Genomic DNA, 18,970 nt, shown 5'->3' on the forward strand with positions numbered 1-18,970 from the left:
AAACACTCTAAAAATTAATATTAAAAGGTTTTATTCTTTTATTATAAAGTTAATCCTGTGGTTTATTATTATTCCCACTATAGATAATTTCTAATTCCTTAACCGTTGTACTTACATCAAATCCTTTATTAATTATATCTAACCGTCTGTTATCTCTTTTATAGTTAAAGCTTTTTATAACTTCATCTGCCCAGTCTTCTATACCTATTTCTAATGGTAAATGTTTTATGAGGTTAGTTATATTAACTGACATAGGTACGCCTGTTGAGACTATAGTTTTTAATCCTGAAGCCTGAGATTCTACTGCTACTGTTCCGAATCCCTCAAACTCAGATGGGAATACAAATATATCCATAGCTTGATAGTAATCCCATACATTTTCCTTCTTACCCAAAAATACAACTTTATCTAACAGACCTTTTTCATTTGCTCTTTCTTTTATATTCATTTTAGTTGGTCCATCTCCTAAAAGAAGCAATCGACAGTTATTATAGCCTCTATTATCAATCTCATAAAGTAAATCTACTAAAAAATCATGATTTTTTGATTGAGTAAACCTACTCACGTTTCCAATAACAAAGGAATCTTTAAGATTTAATTCTTTACGAACCCTCTGTCTCGTTTCAAGATTAAAAATAAAGTTATCGGTTCTTATACCATTATTAATTATTTTAAATGAACTCTTAGCACCAAACATCCATTCCCCTGCTTCTTTAGAACATGAAAAGTACGTATTAGAAAATGAAACAACTCTTTTTTTTAAATACTCTCTGTAAAACAAAAACTTACTCTTAGTATCAAATTTTACAGTTCTAGAATGCATAATTCTTATGGGAATTTTACTTTTCTGTGCTTCTTCAAGGACAAACTTTCCAGTTATTGGTGAATGACAATGCACAGCATCATATTTATGTTCTCTGAAAAATTTTTTTAATTCTAATCTAAACTTCACATAATTTTTTATATTGAATTTCGGTATTGTATAAACATTACCACCAAGTGTCTTAAATTCCATAATTAAACTGTTGTTATCATCCGGTGTAAGTTTAAGTAAATCGAATTGATATTTACTCCTATCTATTTTGTGATACCAATCTATTAATCTTGATTCGATACCCCCATGATCAAAGCCTGGTACAAAGTGAAGAATTCGATATTTCATATGAAATTCCTTTCTATCAAAAATTTTAAAAAAACCAGAGAGATAACCTTCTTTTGTAGCTTAGATTACAGTATGATTTACTATGTCTTTTTAGTAAATCAACAGTGAATTAAATTATAAAAAGTATCCTGTAGTTAAAGAATAAAAGCAATTATTAATAATTGCTTTTACTTTAAGGATAAATATTCTATACTATAAAAACTGAAAGTTAAGTTATTTTAAAAAGTGCTGTCACGGAATAATATCAACCTTTATTGTGGGTTCTCTTCTATATAGCACTCCAATGATTGCTAATATCGTAAAAAACCTAAGATCAAAGAAGCCTGGAGATACACATGAACCTACTAGGGAAAGAGTTATTACCCATAACAAAGAATCCATCTTTTTTGACTTTACGATTTTAAAGATATTATAGACAATAATAATATAGCAAATAGCAATTACTATTCCAGATTGTCCTAATATATTTATTAATGCGAAGTGAGGAACCACACTGCCAACCGCTACCAATTGATCACCAAAATCATAACCATATCCTACTAATGGTGATTTTACAATAGCCTTTAAAGTCAGTATTACTGGCTCAAACCTACCGTTGTTTTCAGATAATATATTGGTAAGTCCACTAATATTTGTTCTGGTTGCACTTAAAATGTTTATTCCTATTGATATACCTACTATTAAAAATAATAAAATATAAATTTTATTTTTAAGGTTTGACGAAAATACTAAATATATAAACATAACAACTGATAATGATATAATACCAGCTCGAGCTGTGCTTAATGTCATAGCTAATATTATTAAGATTGAAAGTGTAAACCTCATTCTCTTTTTCAATAATATAAGAAAAAGTATGGCTGTTGACATGTATACTGTAATTCCGCTCATATCAAAAAATAAAAAACTTAAATATACTCTTCCTCCACCGTAAAATTCCATTCTAAATAATTCTGCTGATAAATGATGAAAAGTAAAATATTGCAATATTATGCCAATTGAAGAAAATATCACTCCAAATATATAAAAATTAACTAATTCATGGTACTCTTGCTTAACTAAATTATTTCTGTGAATAATTGCTCCTAAAACTCCTAACAAAAAAGTTAGATAGGATAAAAATTCTTTAAATCCTTCAATTAAATTCCCCGATACCATTAATGGTATCACGCTTGCTAAAACTAACCAAATAAGTAAAGAACTCCATTGAGGCAAAACTTTTGTTTTATCTTTTAATATTTTTAATAAGCTTCCAATTATAAATATTATAAGAATAATATAGAACCATGGTAATGGTATTTCAGCATAAGAACCACCAAAAACATTTCTAAAGGAAATAGGCATTGATATACATAGTAACGCAACTAAAGAACCAATAATACTCATTCTTCTCTTACATAATTTATATATTTTTATTATTAATAGTGTGCTTAAAAAAAACACAAAAAGTTTAACAACTATTGAACTTACATCATATGCTAAACTTACAGTAATATATAGCATTGAAATATATAAATATACAATTCTAGATACTGTGTTTTTTTGTTTTTTATCAAAATCACTTCTGATCAATGAATTACTTACCATCGTAAACAAACCTTTAAATAGAAATCTTTAACCCATTCTGCAGTGTTCACAATATCGTATCCAGATTTTTCCACCACATCGTATAAATCTAGCCTTTCGTATTCTAAATATTTTAATACTACATCAGCCCATTCACAAGATCTCTTCTTCAGCGATATAAATTCAACTAAATTTGTAATGGATACTTCCTTCGGTACACCTTTAGATACCAGACATTGTAATCCTGCAGTTTGCGCCTCAATTACAACAATGCCAAGTCCCTCATACAAGGATGGAAAGAGAAAAATATCTATTGCTTGTAGTAATTCTGGAATATCAGAACGCACACCTGCAAAAATCACATGATCAGTTAACCCTAGGTCATTAACCTTTTTCTCAATTGATTGACGTAAATCACCCTCACCGATTAACATTAGGACAGAATTACTATGTTTTTCATGAACTGCCTTAAAAATGTCAACTATAAAATCATGATTTTTCGGATTATTGAATCTACCAACATGACCAACGACAAATTTATCTCCGAGTTCAAATTCTTTTCTTCTCTTTTCCCTTAGTTCGGTATTAAAGACAAAATCTTTAGTACTGATGGCATTTTTCAAAATATGAAAATTACTCTTTCTGCAAGTTTTATTGCCAAAAAGCCATTCTCCAGCCTCTTTAGAACAAGCAAGGAAATGATCAGCAACATATCTAATAGGATATTGAAATATATTTTTTATAATTGCAGGTACACCATTCCCAGAAGATGTACTATGGCTATGTGCAACTGTAACTATGCCATACTTCTTCGCTATTTTGAGATAGATATATGCTGTACTCCTAACGTGGCCATGGACTATTTTATATTCTGGATGGTCATCAAAAAAACATTTCCACTTTTTTTTATAAATCATGTGATTTTTACCGTTATAGGCTGGTATCCGAAAAATTCTTCCACCTAGATTTTTTATTTCATCATCAAAGGCACACTTGTCTTCGGTGTGTACTATAAAATCAAACTGAATCAAAGATCTATCTATATTACGGTACAGATTCATTATCATAGTTTCTGCACCACCCCTATTCATTTGAGCAAAAACCTGCAAGATTCTAATAGGCACAGACATTACAAATTCTCCTTATACCACTCAATTGCTTCCACAATCCCCTGTTCAAAACTCCACTCAGGATTATATCCTAACAAATCTTTCGCTTTAGTTATATCAGCATTACTATGTTTAATATCACCTATTCGATCTGGTCCAAAAATCGGTTGAATATCTTTCTCTAATGCATTCATTAACTTCATATAGATATCAATTAAAAACTCTCTTCCACCATAGGCTATATTAAAAGCGTGTCCTGCTGCCTCGTGTGATGCCATACAAGCTTTTAAGTTTGCCTCAATCACATTTTCAATGTAAGTAAAGTCTCTACTCTGCTGACCATCTCCATTAATTGTTGGTACCTCATCATTGAGTAATTGCTTAATTAATTTGGGAATAACTGCTGCATAGGCACCATTTGGATCTTGTCTTCTACCAAATACATTAAAATAACGCATCCCATAAGTATCAAGACCGTACAATTTTTTGTAGAGTTTTCCATATTCCTCATTTACACTTTTGGTAAGAGCATAAGGTGACAATACATTCCCCTCCCTACCTTCCATTTTTGGGAGATTTGGCTCATCACCATATACAGATGAGCTTGATGCATAAACAAATTTCTTTACACCGGTTTGCCTTGCTGCTTCCATCATATTTAAAGTACCTTTTATGTTTACCTCTTCATAAAACAAAGGCATCTCAATACTTCTTGGCACGCTCCCCCACGCAGCTTGATTTAATACATAATCAATTCCCTCACAGGCTTTAAAGCATGTATCAATATCACGAATATCTCCTTCGAGAAAGTCATAATTAGGATTGTTTAAAAACTCTTCTACATTCTCTTTTTTACCAGTTGAAAAATTATCAAGCCCTCTAACCTTATAACCTAATTTAAGGATTGCTTCTACTAAATTAGATCCTATAAAACCTGCTGATCCAGTGACTAAAAATGTACTACCTTCTGGGAATTTCAGATTATCATATCCCATTTTTATAACCTCCAATATACAAATCCTTTATCGTCTGCATCTTTCCTATTAAATATCCCTTTAAGATCCATCAGTACACAATCTTTTCTGGACTTACCTATAACAAAATCAGATGTTGCAGCTACTTCATTCATGTATTCTGAATTTATATATCTATTTGATTCAAACATCATTTTTACATCTTCCAATTGAATAGCTTTAAATTCATCGTGTGGAACTGCAAAAATTACCGCATCCATATCTTTTATATCTTCAATTTCACTAAGTTTTATTCTATATTCATTCCATAAATCTTCTTTATCAGCTGAAGGATCAACTACTTTGACGTCTATTCCGTACTCTTCTAATTCTTTTATTACGTCGACTACTTTTGTGTTACGAACATCCGGACAATTCTCTTTAAACGTAACACCAAATATAGCTACTTTCGCACCATTAATTTGCTTATTTGCTTTAATCATTTTCTTTACTGTACTTTCAGCAACATATTTACCCATATCATCATTTATTTTTCTTCCTGAAAGGATAATTTGAGAATGGTAACCCATTTGCTCTGCTTTATAAGTTAGGTAGTATGGGTCAACTCCTATACAATGACCACCAACCAACCCTGGTGAGAAGTTAAGGAAGTTCCACTTTGTCCCAGCTGCTTCTAGTACAGATTTTGTATCAATTCCCATTTTATTAAAGATGATAGAAAGCTCATTCATAAAAGCTATATTAATATCGCGCTGAGAATTCTCTATGACTTTTGCGGCTTCAGCTACTTTAATACTAGCTGCTTTGTACACACCAGCATCAACAACCAACTCATAAACTTTTGCTGCAGTATCTAATGTTTCTTCATCTTGGCCTGCTACAACTTTTATAATAGTCTCTAGTCTATGAATTTTATCACCAGGATTAATTCGCTCTGGTGAATAACCAACTTTAAAATCCAAGCCGCACTTAAGTCCGGACTCTCTTTCTAATATAGGGACACAGATATCTTCAGTTACACCCGGATACACTGTAGATTCAAAGACAACTATTGAGCCTTTTGTCAAGTTTCTACCCAAGGTGCGGCTCGCAGATTCTATAGGTGTTAAATCAGGTGTATGATCATCTTTTACAGGTGTAGGGACTGCAACAATATGAAACTTTGCTTCTCTAAGTCTAGCTTCATCTGATGAAAAATCAACTGTTGTATTCTTAATTACTTCATTTCCCACTTCTTTTGTAGGATCAATACCATTCTTATAAAGTTCGATTTTGGGTTTACTAACATCAAAGCCAATTACTTCGACTTTTTTTGCAAAGGCAACAGCAATAGGCATACCAACATAGCCTAATCCAACTATGGATATTTTCTCTTCTTTATTAACGATTTTCTCGTATAAGTTCATGATTATTTCTCCTTTTAAATTAGGTTCATTTCTTTCATAATTGACTGGTTTATTTTTTTTACATCATATTTATTAATTGCAATTCTCAAACTTTCTCCACCCATTTTCTTACATAACTCTTGGTTTGTTATCAGGGTTTCCATCTTCTCTATCAAATCCTGGACATCTTTAACTTTTACAAGATAACCATTTATTTCATTTATTACAGTTTCTCTACAACCAGGAGCATCACTCGTAATAATGGGTCTTCCCATCGCCATAGCTTCTAAAACAGTTTTGGGAGTACCTTCATGATAAGATGGTAAAACAAATGTGCTACATTGAGAGATATATGGTCTTACATCCTCTTGTTCTCCAAAATATTCTATTATCCCATTTTCTATATAAGGGTTTAGTTCTTCCGGTTTTAAGGCAGAAGGATTACTATCAAAAGGGCCAACTAGCAAACACCGAACCTCCGGATAATTTGCTTTAACTATTTTACAAGCTTCTAAATATTCCATTATCCCTTTATCCTTGATAAGTCTTCCTATAAATAGAAAGGTTGGATTAATAGGTAATGGAGTTGGTTTGAATTTTTCTAGATTAACTCCGGAACCATTTATAATGACAGCCTTATCTTCCTTTATCAAACCATTTAGTATAAACTCATTTTTATCATCTTGATTTTGAAAGAACACAATTTTGCTTGATTTACAAGCAGCCCGGTATTGGATATTCATTATTGTTTTTACTATATTATTTTTAAATCCTCTTCCTCTGAATATTGATCCAAGTCCCGCTATTAAAGGATAAACTTCAGATATACCATTCATCTTTGCAGCTAAGCATCCATAAACAACCGTCTTGGCTTGGTAAGAAAATATCTTATCAGGCTTTTCCTTCTTCATAAATGATTGAAGAGACATCAAAGTTTTTAAATCTTTTAATGGATTTATTCCATTCCGTTCAACATATAGTTGCCTATAATCAATATTGTGTTCTTCAAATCTTTTCTTCCAATCTGCTTCAGGCTCAGAGCCTAGTGCAATTACGGTATGCCCTGCTTTTATAAAATCTTTCATCATATCCATACGAAACCAAAACAATGATGATGTGTGGCTTGAAAGTACAGCGATTTTCATATTAATACTCCTACTCATATGACTAATTTCTAGTACTCTGTAAATACTCTTTAACTTCTAATTGTATTCCTTTTTCAAAAGTCATAGGATTAAATCCAAAATCATTTTTCGCTTTATCATGGGAATAATTTCTATCTTCTCCCATTCTTTGAACTCTTTCTATATAATCAATCTTACCTAACGTTAGAATTTTAAGAGCCCTTGCCATCAGTACACCTAAACTTATAGGTATGCTGATGTAAGCTGTTTTCCTGTTTAGTTCTTTACTAATTATCTTGAATGCATCAATCATTTTAACTGGCTTTTCACCGGATAGATCGTAATCTTTCCCGTCAGTTTCTTCTGGAGACATTAAAACAGTGAAGAACGCTTTCCCTAAATCTCTGGCGTTTACTGGTTGGATTACACTTTTTCCACCACTGATGACAGGCATTACTCTAAGTTTATCTATCATTTTTATAAACTTACTTATATTTTTATCACATAGATCTCCATAAATCATAGAAGGCCTTAGAATCGTAATACTAGTAGGACAATCAGATTCTTTTTTATATTCTCTAATCTCTTTTTCAATTTTCTTATAACCTTCAGAAGCATACTTAAATTCTGAATAAATGCCTGTAGTGTGTACTAATATGACTCTTTTTACTTTTTTCTTTATAGCAGATTTAACTATCATTGGAGAATGGTGAATATTATAAATATGCATTACAGTTTCTACTCCAGTCATCGCACTCTCAATGAATTCTGGATCGTTTATATCCCCAATAATTTTTTCTATATCCAAAAAACTTTTATCCAATTTTGATGTGTTTGAAGTTCCCCTAACAACACACCGGATAGGACCTTTATATTTATTATTAATAAGTTCTTGTAAAAAATAACTACCTGTATGACCAGTGATTCCTGTGACTAGAAGCATCTTAACACCTCAATTATCTTATTTAACTTCATGAAGAACCAGTTTTTTTTGTACTTGTTACTTCCTTCTTCACACCTGTTCCACCTTCAACAACTCCATCACTCTTTAAAACACTAGTAATTGTACCAAAGAAACACTTAATATCCATCCAAATACTTACCTTTTTAACATACTCACCATCTAATTGTGCCTTAACTTCTATAGGTAGTTCATCTCTTCCATTGATTTGTGCCCAACCTGTTAAACCAGGAAGTACATCATTTGCACCATATTTATCACGTTCTTCAATCAAATCATACTGATTCCAAAGGGCAGGTCGTGGACCGATAATACTCATTTGACCAATAAAAATGTTCCAAATTTGTGGTAGTTCGTCAAGAGAAGTCTTTCTCAAGAACTTACCCATTTTTGTAATGTATTGCTCTGGGTTGTTTAATAAATGAGTTGGTGTGTCTTTAGGTGTGTCTATACTCATCGTACGGAATTTCAAAATATTAAAATGAGTTTTATTAATACCAATACGCTTTTGTTTAAACAGCACAGGTCCTCTTGATTCCAATTTTATTGCAATAATAAGAATTAAAAAGATAGGTGATAAAACGATTAGTCCTATAAAAGAAAGAATAATGTCTATCAACCTTTTAAACTTTATATACAACATTCTACTTAAACCTCAATTCATAACTGTTCTCTTTAATAGTAAATTCCTCACCATAGATCATTCCAGCATTCAACTTTATTAATCGTTCTACATTACTGTTCGCTCTAATAATTGAACCAGTATTAATGTGAGAGTATTCTCCAACAACGCTATCGTGGTCTATTAATGCACCTATACTTATGATACAACCATTTTCTATTCTTACCCTTGTATTAATAACAGATTTAGCGCATATTATGGAGCCATTAGCGATACTAGCGGAAGGACTTACATAAGCTGTTGGATCAATCAAAACTGGGATCTGATATCCAACCTCCGTCAATTTTCCTAACCAATTTTTTCTTAATTCATTTTTTCCGAATGCAACAAATGCATAGTTATAGTCAGCAGTAAGCTTTTTATAATCACTACATTCTCCAATTGCAATATCAGAATTGTCATCTAAAAAATTAATTCTACTAAAAAATTCCATGGAAGTAGCAATTTCCCCAACCACTCTTCCATGTCCGCCAGCTCCAACTATAAGTAGTCTATTATCCAAGTATATCAGCTCCATTTCTACCTTGTTTTATTACATTAGTAGTAAGAAATTATTTTGACTCCAATAAACTTCAAAACTCACTTTTGTATTATCCAGTAGCCCAGCAGCAGAGATAATCGACTTTGTTACCCTATGCATCTCATCATCTCAAATTTAATTAACACTTTTCACTAACAGTTCTTCTTTCTTATTCGCTAAACCCAGCACATACTCTCTTATATAACCATTATCATATGTGTCATGATTTTCAATTAACGTACTCACTTTTCCATATTCAAATTCAACTGTTTTCCCAATAAAAATCTTAGGAAACACTTCTTCACTATGAACCTCATTCTCACCGAGAAGTTCTTCATACATCTTCTCGCCAGGACGAATTCCAGCATATTTAATTCCGATCTCATCCTCTGTATAACCGGATAAACGAATCAGATTTTTCGCTAAATCTACAATCTTAACCGGCTCACCCATATCTAATACAAAGATCTCGCCTCCACGAGCAAGTGCTCCTGCTTGCATCACAAGTCTAGAAGCCTCTGGAATCGTCATAAAGTACCTTGTCATATCAGGGTGTGTAACCGTTATAGGTCCACCGTTTTGGATTTGTTTCTTAAATAGTGGAATTACACTACCACGACTACCTAAAACATTTCCAAATCGAACCGCTACAAATCTCGTTGTACTCGATTTATCTAGCTGCTGAATAACCATTTCCGCAATCCGCTTTGTTGAACCCATTACATTTGTTGGATTTACTGCTTTGTCAGATGAAACAAGAACAAATGTCCCAACACCAAATGTATCTGCTGCTTCTGCAACATTTCTTGTACCAAGTACGTTATTCTTCACTGCTTCTTTTGGGTTATATTCCATTAATGGGACGTGCTTATGTGCTGCAGCATGATACACAACATCAGGTTTATGCTCGTACATCACATCGAAAATTCGATGACGATCTTGAATATCAGCGATAACAGGAATAATTTCTATTTCTTCCTGATATCGATTTCTGATTTCCATATCAATTGCATAAATAGAGTTTTCACCATGACCTAATAATAAAAGTTTTTTAGGTTTAAATTCACAAACCTGTCTGCAAATCTCTGAACCTATTGATCCACCAGCACCTGTTACTAAAATTGTTTTTCCTGTTACTTTTTTAGCAATGCTTTCTAAATCTAATTCAACAGGATCTCGCCCTAACAGATCCTCAACCTGTACATCACGGAATTGGTTAACGGCAACCTTACCTGTTACAATATCCTCGATCATTGGCATAATCTTTGTTTTCGCTTTTGTTTTACTACATTGTTGGTAAATCTTTTGAATTTCTGATTTACTTAACGACGGAATGGCAATGATGATATGGTCAATGTTTTTATTTTCAACTATTTCTGGAATATTTTCAGTTGTTCCATGCACAGTTACTCCATATATTTGAAGCTTTCTTTTAGCTTCATCATCATCAACAAATGCCACTGGTGTTAAGCTACTATCACTATTTTTTAATAATTGGCGAACGAGCATCGTTCCGGCTGAGCCCGCTCCAACGATAAGTGCATTTTTTGTTTCTACTTTTGATTTAATATAACGATCGCGTACAATTCTCCAAGAAAAGCGTGAGCCACCAATAAGGCACATATGTAATAGCCATGTGATAAACAACACACGTACATAAATATGGCCGTTAACCACTAACTGAACAACTGCAGCTAATACAATAGAATAAGAAATTGCTTTAACGATTGCGACTAACTCACCAACACTCGCATACTCCCATGCTTTATGATACAAACGATAAACTGACGCAAACACATGATGACTGATCAACAACGTGATCGAGCTAATCGTAAGCAGTGATATGGTGTAAAAATTAAAATAAGGGTTTAAAATAAAATAACCTATATAAATTGAGAATAGAACAATAAGTGAATCCATTCCTACGAGCAGTGACACTCTCTTTGAGTAACTCATTAAAATCCCTTCTTTTCAATTGAAATTTTTACAAAATAAATATCTAATGAAAAAACACCTTGTTTTAGTGCTCTTTAATTAGATATCTATTTTGTTTCCATTTTACTTTCTTGCAGTCTCTTTTCTATTACATTGTTAAGTATCCTTTGAATTTCTACTAATTTTTCTAGTGGAGCATCTTGATAGAGGTAACGGATCGTTTTTTTGATAGACTTTGGTAGATCTTCGAAACGGTTCATTATTTGTATCTCCTTTCATGTATTTATAGCAAGCGACATTATATACGCTTACTGCAAAACAAATCGGCCACTTCCAGTAACTTTACTTTCCCAATAATTCATGACATATATATGTTCTTCATATTTAACGAGTTATATGAGTTTAGAAATGAAGTAGTTTTACTATGCTATGAGGATACAGTTAATGTTAGTCATTCTCTTTAGATGTCATTATAGAATGTTTAACCTACTGCTCTAATGAAGCGGATTTTTAATTGAAATTACAATGCAGATTATTGAAACGTCCTTCCAGCTTACTAAAACATAACTACAACAAAATACCCACTATCTTCTGGAAAATACCTACTAATACTTAATGCTATTTCCCTATAACAACTTGCGCACTTTAGCGTAACATAGTAGAAATTCAAAGAAAAGGGGGTATTTTGTCGAAAAATGACTATTTTCCCCCGTAGTAGTAATAATACTGACTATCTTGTACCTTCTTGTTATTTAACACAACTCCTAATATCTTAGCCTTTGCACTTTCTAGAAGTTCTTTAGCTTTTTTCGCAGAATCGCTCTCTGTTTTCCCGCTACTCACTACAAGAACAACTCCATCTGCAACATTCGATAATACCTGTGCATCCGTAACAGCGAGTACTGGTGGTGTATCAAGAATGATAACGTCATACTCATCTTTTGCTTGCTCTAACAAAGCTTTCATGCCTTTTGATCCTAGTAACTCAGAAGGATTTGGTGGAATTGGTCCACTTGATAATACCCATAGCTTATCTTGAGATGTTACATGAACAGCTTCTTCTAATGTTGCTTGTCTAGTTAATACATTTGATAATCCAACATGATTTTCTGTACGAAATGTATAGTGAACAGTTGGTTTACGTAAATCTGAATCGATTAGTAGTACTCGTTTACCTTGCTGTGCAAAAACAACCGCTAAATTTGCTGTTGTTGTTGATTTTCCTTCAGCAGGACCTGATGAAGTAACAATGATTGTTTGGAGCTCTTGGTCAATACTTGAAAATTGAATATTCGTACGAATTGTACGGAACTGCTCTGCAATTGGTGATTTTGGGCTTGTCATTGAAATTAAGCTTCTATTTTGTAATTGAAATAATTGTTTACGATCTTTACGAGCCAACAGACTCACCTCGCGTTCTAGGAAGTGTCGTTTTACTGTTTTGTTCTTTCATTTCGCCTTCCATATTAATCGTCGTAATTGCACCTAATACGGGAAGACCAAGTTGATTTTCGATATCTTGTTCGTTCTTAATTGTGTTATCTAAGTATTCTAGTAGAAATGCTAATCCCACTCCTGCCATTAACCCTACTACTAAAGCTATTGCCATGTTTAATGCTGGCTGGGGTTTAATTGGTGATGGATTTTCACCTAATTGAGCTTGCGTTAAGATACTTACGTTATCAACGTTCATAATTGTTGAAATTTCTTCTTTGAATGTTGTCGCAATTGAATTTGCAATAGCTGCAGATTTTTGTGGATCTTCATTTTGAACTGTGATGTTCACTACTTGTGAGTTTTGCTCACTTCCTACTGTAACTAATCCGTTTAAAGCTCCTGCAGATATTTCAAGATTTTCCTTTTCGATAACTTTATCTAGAATTGCCGGACTTTTAATGATGACATTATATGTGTTAATTAATTGTAGGTTTGTTTGTACTTCTCCTACATTATATGCTGCTTGCTGATCACTTTTTGATTGGTTGACTAGGATTTGTGTTGATGACTGGTAAATAGGAGTTAGGACAAAATAACTAACGATTCCGCTTGTGGCCGTTGCGATCGCCGTGATGATGATAATGAGTGAAAGACGTTTCTTTAATGTAAGAAACAGCTCTTTCAAGCTGATTGTTTCTTCCATGATAACCTCCGATATAGTGTAATCTATTATTATAGTAAGACTGTCTTATTATAAAGAAATATAGTGTTGATATCTACATTTTCTTACAAAATAGGTGGTTTTTCACCTTGTTTTTCATTTCCTGTAACTTATTCTAGCATGCATTTGTTAAATCTTTTACATATTTTTAAGGGTAATTTGTACCATTTTTACCATGTAAGCACTTTCATCGTTAGTTTAATAGTAAACTGCTATATCGAAAAACTTTTCGACTTTTTTCGTCATTTACAAACCATTTGCGGCCATTGTTACTAGCACTCCGATAATTATTGCTAGGATTGGAAATGAATAGGTGTATAGCCTTTTCTTCAATTCTTTCTTTCTTGCCAATTCCTCTGGCGTTGTCCAATTTTCCATGTTTCTGTCCCCCCGACGTTCGACAAAATATTCTCTCTTTTTCTCTATTGTTATTATCGGTGATATTTTGTTTATTTTTAGATGGTTTAATGAGGGAAATTTAGGTAGGTGTTAATATACCGGAAAAGAATTTGATGATTTAAGAATGATCGATAGGTAGTTAGCACTGCATTAAATGAATCATACTGTATTGTTTTGTCGTTCTTTGTTGAGAACATTTTCTTTCGTTATATACTCTGAACATTTATAATTATAACTAGAATAGGAATTTAGGGGGATGGATATCTTGCCATTATTACAATTAAAGGAGATTTACACTCCATTGAGAGTAGTAGGAATTAAAGTCTTTAAATCCCAGCAGGATGGAAAATTGTATATCAAGTATTGGAAAAAATCAATTAAAAGAATTTTTGCTTAAGGCACTTTTGGAAGTACTTTTTTTGAGTTTATTTAACGGAAGTTATGACCATCATTACGATGAGGTGATCATTGGATGAGGGTTTGGATTTTTTGTTGTTATCTTGCATTTATATTTATTGCAACGTGCACCGAGAGTTTATCATTGCTTCTATCAAAGAGGATTGTGACGTTTCACTTTAATGGAGATCCTTCTGTCTTGGAGTTTTTTCAAAATGATTTCACCTTACAAGATTCTACATATATTAGTCAGAAAATTGGGCATATCATTATTTTTTTCTTTTTAGGAGTTTTGGTTTATTGGGTTTGGCGAAGTGTGTTTTTGAGTCTAATCATTTCTCTTGCTGTTGCTTTATCAACAGAGGTTGCCCAGTTGTTTTTTTCACGAAGTGGTCGATTGCTTGATGTTGGTTATGATATGAGTGGGGTATTTTTGTTTTTGGTTTTAGTTGGTTGTTATCAGATGGTTGAGTTTGTATTTAATAAGAAGAATGGTAATAGTGTTAACAGACGGTGATGAGCCGTCTGTTTTTTTATGAAAACATTGTGATTTTTTAATAAAAGGTATAAGACCCTTATTGAAAAATTGCTTAATAATAGATGTTGCTAAGGTAAATTATTGAACTCTTTCAGAAGGGCAATCTTAAAACACTAATAGAAAAAGAATATTTTACTTTAAATAGATATGTAAGTCTGTACCGTTAACATGACTTGTCCATACTTTTTTATCGAGTTTTTTCGGTTCTTTGAATATATCGATGTTTATTAAGTCGGCGTGAAGTAGTGCTGTTAGTTGGGCTAGGTTAAGGGTTTGCTTTTGTTTGTGTTCATTATGATGGAAAATGACGTTTATTCTACCAGGTTGTGATGCAGTTGATGTCAATTGTATTCACCTCTTTTTTCATAGGTTTTGTTAAAAGAGGTGATTTTAAACAAGATTTTTAAGTTATATTAATTTTGAACTGTATGTTGTGAAGCAGTAGTTAAATATTAAGCCACTATTTTCAGTGGCTTTTTTTTAGTTAGGCAACAAACCCGCACCAATTAATCCTGCTTTTTGGTCTAACAAAGCTGGTTTGATGTTCAGTGATGCTTTTAAACTTGGATAGAGGTATTTCTTTGTTTTCTCGATTAGTGGTTGAAGGATCAGGCTTTGTGATTTCATTACCCCACCGCCGATAACGATGATTTCAGGATTTACGGTATGAACGATGTTAGCTAGACCAATTGCAAGGTAGTTGATGGCTTCGTCTAGTATTAGTTGTGCAGTTTCATTTCCTTGCTCTGCTAGCTGAAACACACCTTGGGCACCGTTTGTAATGTTCAAGCGTTCTTGGCCAATTCGTCCGATGGCTGTGCCGCTTGCTACTCCCTCTAGTGCCCCTTTGTTAAGGCCTGGGCCTTGGTATGCATCATGACTTGGGTTAACGATCATATTCCCGATTTCTCCACAATTTCCTTGTGCACCTGATACGAGCTGGCCATTTAGAACAAACCCTCCGCCTATGCCAGTACTAACTGTGATAAAAAATACACTACTTGCCCCTTTTCCTGCTCCTAATGTTGCTTCTGCTAGTGCTGCTGCGTTTGCATCATTTTCTAATTTGACAGGTAGAGCTACCTTTTCTTCAAGAAGTTTTACTAATGGGATATTCACCCACCCTGTTAGATTTGGCGGCTCAATGATCACACCTTCGTGTGGGTTCAGTGGTCCTGGTGCTCCGATGCCAATGGCTTTAACTTCATATTTTTCTTTCAATGAAGTAATGGCTTCAGCCATGATGTTGATTGTATAATGAGGTCCTTTTTCTACTTCTGTGGAACAATTTTGTTCTTCGATGATTTCTCCTTGTTCGTTAAACAAACCAATTCTTAAATTTGTACCACCTAGGTCAATTCCGATTGTATACATAAGGTAGTTCCTCCTTTTCTATTTTATAACTTTATCGATAAGTGTTAATGTAATTAGTTTATCAGTTTTGTGGGGATTTTTGAAATCGATTTTTCTATGATTATGATATTGTTATATATTGCTTCAATTTAGAGGGGATACTAATTTTTTTAAAAATTTATGACATAGAACGCTTCTTTCGACTTTTTTCTACATTTAAGTATTCCTCTGATCGGAATTGTCGGACTTTGTAGAAAAGCATTTCTATACAATTTTCACTATATCTTTTACAATAAATGTATGATTTTTAGGTATTTAGGAGGGATAAATAATATGCCATTGTTACAGTTAAAAGAGGTTCACACTCCTCTAGGTTTGTTCGGCATTAAATTCTTTCGATCCGAACAAGAACGTAAATTATATATTAAGATAGGGAAACGAAAGATTAAAAAGATGTGTGCTTAAGAAGTCTATCTTTAACAGGGGTTAAATACATACATATAGATGTTTCGTTGGTTTCGAGGATGTTTCTTTTCAAACATGATGTGAAAGGCAAAATCACTTAAAAGTGATGGCGCAAAGCTATAGGGGCTTCTGTTATTTATACAATGCCAGCCAGATACCGTCTTTTGAAAGGAAAAATGAGATATGAAAAAACCTCCCATTTGTTCTCCATAACACTAGAATTAACACCCATCAACATAGCTACAATCATTTTCTACGTATGCTCAACAAGTTGAATGCCCTTCTCAATGAATACCACTACCATAATAACACCACAATAAAAGTTATTAAGAACCTCCCATTAAATCAAGAAATTCCACAATGCAATTTTACTTATATTCTCCCTATTTTGTTCAGTCCTACTTTGATTTTCGATTATTCGAGACGACAAATCTATTGTACATATTGTCTTACGTCTATTTCTAATCATCTTTAATAGACTTTTTTGTGATATTTGTTACATCTTATTTGAGCATTTTCTTGTAATGTAGGATGGGGCAAGTTACTGGGGCACAAGTAAGGAATATTGCACAGGATAGGTACAGAAAATACCCTAGAAAAAAGTTATGTAGAGATTTTATCACTTTTGCTAAATTAAGAAGACAGAAATTATTAGGTCTTAATACCTATATTTGTTGTTGGATTTAGGAACTAACTCCTATTCATAGCATAAAGGCTTTTTCCGATAATTAATTTATAATGGCAAAATCACTTAAAGGTGACGACGCAAAGCTATAGGGGCCTCTGTCTTTAAAGCGCTTTTCTGAAAGATTGTTGTTAGTGGGCGACATATCTGTTGTTCACTTCGAGTATTTATAACAACGCTAACGAAAACAGCTACTTTTACAGACAAAGCCAGCCAGCTACCATCAGTAGAAAGGGAGTTAAGTTGATGTCAAGTTATGAATGGATTACACCTGAAGAAGTTGCGAGAATAAAGAAACGTAATAAAACAATATTATACGTATCTATGCCAGTTGCGACGGTTGTATTAACGGCACTGGTAACGATGCTTTTGAACTAATAGATGTATGTTTTAGATGATATGCCTTTCCTAGCTGATTGTTAGGGGAGGCATATTTTTTGTTTGTTTTATACTATCTTATCTAATTCACTTCTCGGGCGCACAATAAGAAGTAAATCCTTCTAGTTAATTTAGGATGCATTTCAACTAACAATTACAACATATCAACCACGAAAAGTACATTAATAGGAACTTGTACCATAAGTGTAGTAATAACCATTGGAGTATCAGCATATATATAGCGCCACTTTTATTAGGACTGGGAAACCTATTAAAAACAGTAAATCAAAAGAAAATGCCCAACACGAAGGACATATCGATTCAAATTACATGGCTTTTCACAGTCAAACTTTTCATAGTGGTATTGTTTCCCAATCAGACATATGAGAATGGGCATTGAGGTCAGCGTACGTAGAGACAAATCATTCTTCGAGTTATTTTTGGTGTTTGAGAATAATGTCAGGGTGCTATACAACATATACTAAGGTTGCAGGGGTTAGTGCTATGTTTCTAATGCATTGTTAAGATCATGTTCATTCAACTTCAACACAGAATGAAGCGCAAACCAAAATTACAGAATTCCAGATAAAAAATAAACAGTGATTTTATTCCAGTTTGCAGCGCCTGAATATACAAATTACCTTCATTACTCACCTAGAGGTTGTGTAATCGATGATGCAGATGTTATGTTTGCTGATTGAAAATTATTTAGACGAAAGAAAATATTAGAGGCATTCGGAAAAAACTTATACATTTTTTCCGAATGCCTTTAACTTACACACGTTTGCTTAGTTTAAAATAATATCTAAGAATGATTTAGTAATAAAAAAGACCACACATTATGTGCTTTCTTTTAGTCAGTATAAGTTATTGTTGTTTTGATTGAACCTACCTCATTGGCTTCTGGATCATAACGTTGATAAATGTTTTGTACATTTTCATTAACTTCATGAGATGTTTCAATGACATTTACTTCAGGGTTATTTTCTTTCCAATTTAAAAATTCTTGGATACTATTGAAGGTTTTATGATTCACCAAAAATATCACCCTTTCAATTTCAGTCCTAATCCAAGTATATCCATACTGGGTTATAAATTATGCAGACTTTTGTTGTCAAAATTGCTCTTCTATTGATTTTGTGGTTCGTTGTTGGTGATTATTACGACATACTAATAAGTA

The 18,970-nt window shown here is 33.0% G+C and carries 19 protein-coding genes and 2 riboswitches; of the genes, 2 read left to right on the top strand and 17 right to left on the bottom strand.

The features are described 5' to 3' along the window. Positions 1-49: 49 nt before the first annotated feature. The 14 genes from LC076_RS18105 to LC076_RS24230 form a co-directional block, all read right to left on the bottom strand. Positions 50-1,162 (bottom strand): glycosyltransferase, encoded by a 1,113-nt coding sequence (locus LC076_RS18105; RefSeq protein ID WP_226670492.1) that lies wholly within the window; start codon positions 1,160-1,162, stop codon positions 50-52. 231 nt (positions 1,163-1,393) lie between these two features. Continuing rightward, positions 1,394-2,749, bottom strand: a complete 1,356-nt coding sequence (locus LC076_RS18110) for a hypothetical protein (protein WP_226670493.1) — start codon at positions 2,747-2,749, stop codon at positions 1,394-1,396. Continuing rightward, a complete protein-coding gene (locus LC076_RS18115) occupies positions 2,743-3,858 on the bottom strand; it encodes a glycosyltransferase family 1 protein (protein ID WP_226670494.1) in 1,116 nt (371 codons plus the stop codon). Before LC076_RS18115 ends, LC076_RS18110 begins: the two co-directional genes overlap by 7 nt. After that, on the bottom strand, positions 3,858-4,832 hold the full coding sequence (locus LC076_RS18120; protein ID WP_226670495.1) for an SDR family oxidoreductase: 975 nt from the start codon (positions 4,830-4,832) through the stop codon (positions 3,858-3,860). The genes LC076_RS18115 and LC076_RS18120 overlap by 1 nt, the downstream gene beginning before the upstream one ends. Positions 4,833-4,834: 2 nt before the next feature. After that, complete coding sequence (locus LC076_RS18125; protein WP_226670496.1) at positions 4,835-6,217, bottom strand: nucleotide sugar dehydrogenase; 1,383 nt, start codon at positions 6,215-6,217, stop codon at positions 4,835-4,837. Positions 6,218-6,231: 14 nt separating this feature from the next. Beyond that, positions 6,232-7,341, bottom strand: coding sequence for a glycosyltransferase family 4 protein (locus LC076_RS18130; protein ID WP_226670497.1), 1,110 nt, complete (start codon positions 7,339-7,341; stop codon positions 6,232-6,234). 22 nt (positions 7,342-7,363) lie between these two features. After that, positions 7,364-8,263 (bottom strand): SDR family oxidoreductase, encoded by a 900-nt coding sequence (locus LC076_RS18135; protein ID WP_226670498.1) that lies wholly within the window; start codon positions 8,261-8,263, stop codon positions 7,364-7,366. A gap of 28 nt (positions 8,264-8,291) precedes the next feature. Next, complete coding sequence (locus LC076_RS18140; RefSeq protein ID WP_319005548.1) at positions 8,292-8,921, bottom strand: sugar transferase; 630 nt, start codon at positions 8,919-8,921, stop codon at positions 8,292-8,294. A 4-nt stretch (positions 8,922-8,925) separates the two neighbouring features. Next, on the bottom strand, positions 8,926-9,465 hold the full coding sequence (locus LC076_RS18145) for a hypothetical protein (protein WP_226670500.1): 540 nt from the start codon (positions 9,463-9,465) through the stop codon (positions 8,926-8,928). Positions 9,466-9,618: 153 nt separating this feature from the next. Then, the gene (locus LC076_RS18150; protein WP_226670501.1) at positions 9,619-11,439 is read right to left on the bottom strand and encodes a polysaccharide biosynthesis protein; all 1,821 of its coding nucleotides are present in this window, start codon (positions 11,437-11,439) and stop codon (positions 9,619-9,621) included. A gap of 86 nt (positions 11,440-11,525) precedes the next feature. Then, positions 11,526-11,678, bottom strand: a complete 153-nt coding sequence (locus tag LC076_RS18155) for a hypothetical protein (RefSeq protein WP_226670502.1) — start codon at positions 11,676-11,678, stop codon at positions 11,526-11,528. A 439-nt stretch (positions 11,679-12,117) separates the two neighbouring features. Next, positions 12,118-12,819 (bottom strand): CpsD/CapB family tyrosine-protein kinase, encoded by a 702-nt coding sequence (locus LC076_RS18160; RefSeq protein ID WP_319005545.1) that lies wholly within the window; start codon positions 12,817-12,819, stop codon positions 12,118-12,120. Then, positions 12,809-13,558 (bottom strand): YveK family protein, encoded by a 750-nt coding sequence (locus LC076_RS18165; protein WP_226670503.1) that lies wholly within the window; start codon positions 13,556-13,558, stop codon positions 12,809-12,811. The genes LC076_RS18160 and LC076_RS18165 overlap by 11 nt, the downstream gene beginning before the upstream one ends. A gap of 264 nt (positions 13,559-13,822) precedes the next feature. Further along, positions 13,823-13,954 carry a hypothetical protein gene (locus LC076_RS24230; RefSeq protein WP_264191598.1) on the bottom strand — a complete coding sequence of 44 codons (132 nt, stop codon included), beginning with the start codon at positions 13,952-13,954 and terminating at the stop codon, positions 13,823-13,825. Positions 13,955-14,447: 493 nt separating this feature from the next. Between LC076_RS24230 and LC076_RS18170 the strand changes: the two genes are divergently transcribed. Further along, positions 14,448-14,888: a VanZ family protein gene (locus tag LC076_RS18170; protein WP_226670504.1), complete on the top strand. Its 441-nt coding sequence runs from the start codon at positions 14,448-14,450 to the stop codon at positions 14,886-14,888. A gap of 153 nt (positions 14,889-15,041) precedes the next feature. Here LC076_RS18170 and LC076_RS18175 read toward each other — a convergent pair whose 3' ends face one another. Both LC076_RS18175 and LC076_RS18180 read right to left on the bottom strand, forming a co-directional pair. Then, the gene (locus LC076_RS18175; protein ID WP_226670505.1) at positions 15,042-15,254 is read right to left on the bottom strand and encodes a hypothetical protein; all 213 of its coding nucleotides are present in this window, start codon (positions 15,252-15,254) and stop codon (positions 15,042-15,044) included. A 135-nt stretch (positions 15,255-15,389) separates the two neighbouring features. Further along, positions 15,390-16,283 carry an ROK family protein gene (locus LC076_RS18180; protein ID WP_226670506.1) on the bottom strand — a complete coding sequence of 298 codons (894 nt, stop codon included), beginning with the start codon at positions 16,281-16,283 and terminating at the stop codon, positions 15,390-15,392. 520 nt (positions 16,284-16,803) lie between these two features. After that, positions 16,804-16,889: riboswitch (cyclic di-GMP riboswitch) on the top strand. Between the two features lie 568 nt (positions 16,890-17,457). Further along, positions 17,458-17,637, top strand: a riboswitch (cyclic di-GMP riboswitch). A gap of 21 nt (positions 17,638-17,658) precedes the next feature. Between LC076_RS18180 and LC076_RS24235 the strand changes: the two genes are divergently transcribed. Then, entirely contained in the window at positions 17,659-17,790 is a 132-nt protein-coding gene (locus LC076_RS24235) for a hypothetical protein (RefSeq protein ID WP_264191599.1), read from the top strand. A gap of 853 nt (positions 17,791-18,643) precedes the next feature. Here the strand turns inward: LC076_RS24235 and LC076_RS18185 are convergent. Further along, positions 18,644-18,829, bottom strand: coding sequence for a hypothetical protein (locus LC076_RS18185; protein WP_226670507.1), 186 nt, complete (start codon positions 18,827-18,829; stop codon positions 18,644-18,646). Positions 18,830-18,970 lie beyond the last annotated feature (141 nt).

The organism is Metabacillus litoralis, from assembly GCF_020524045.1.
Taxonomy (GTDB): Bacteria; Bacillota; Bacilli; order Bacillales; family Bacillaceae; genus Metabacillus; species Metabacillus litoralis_C.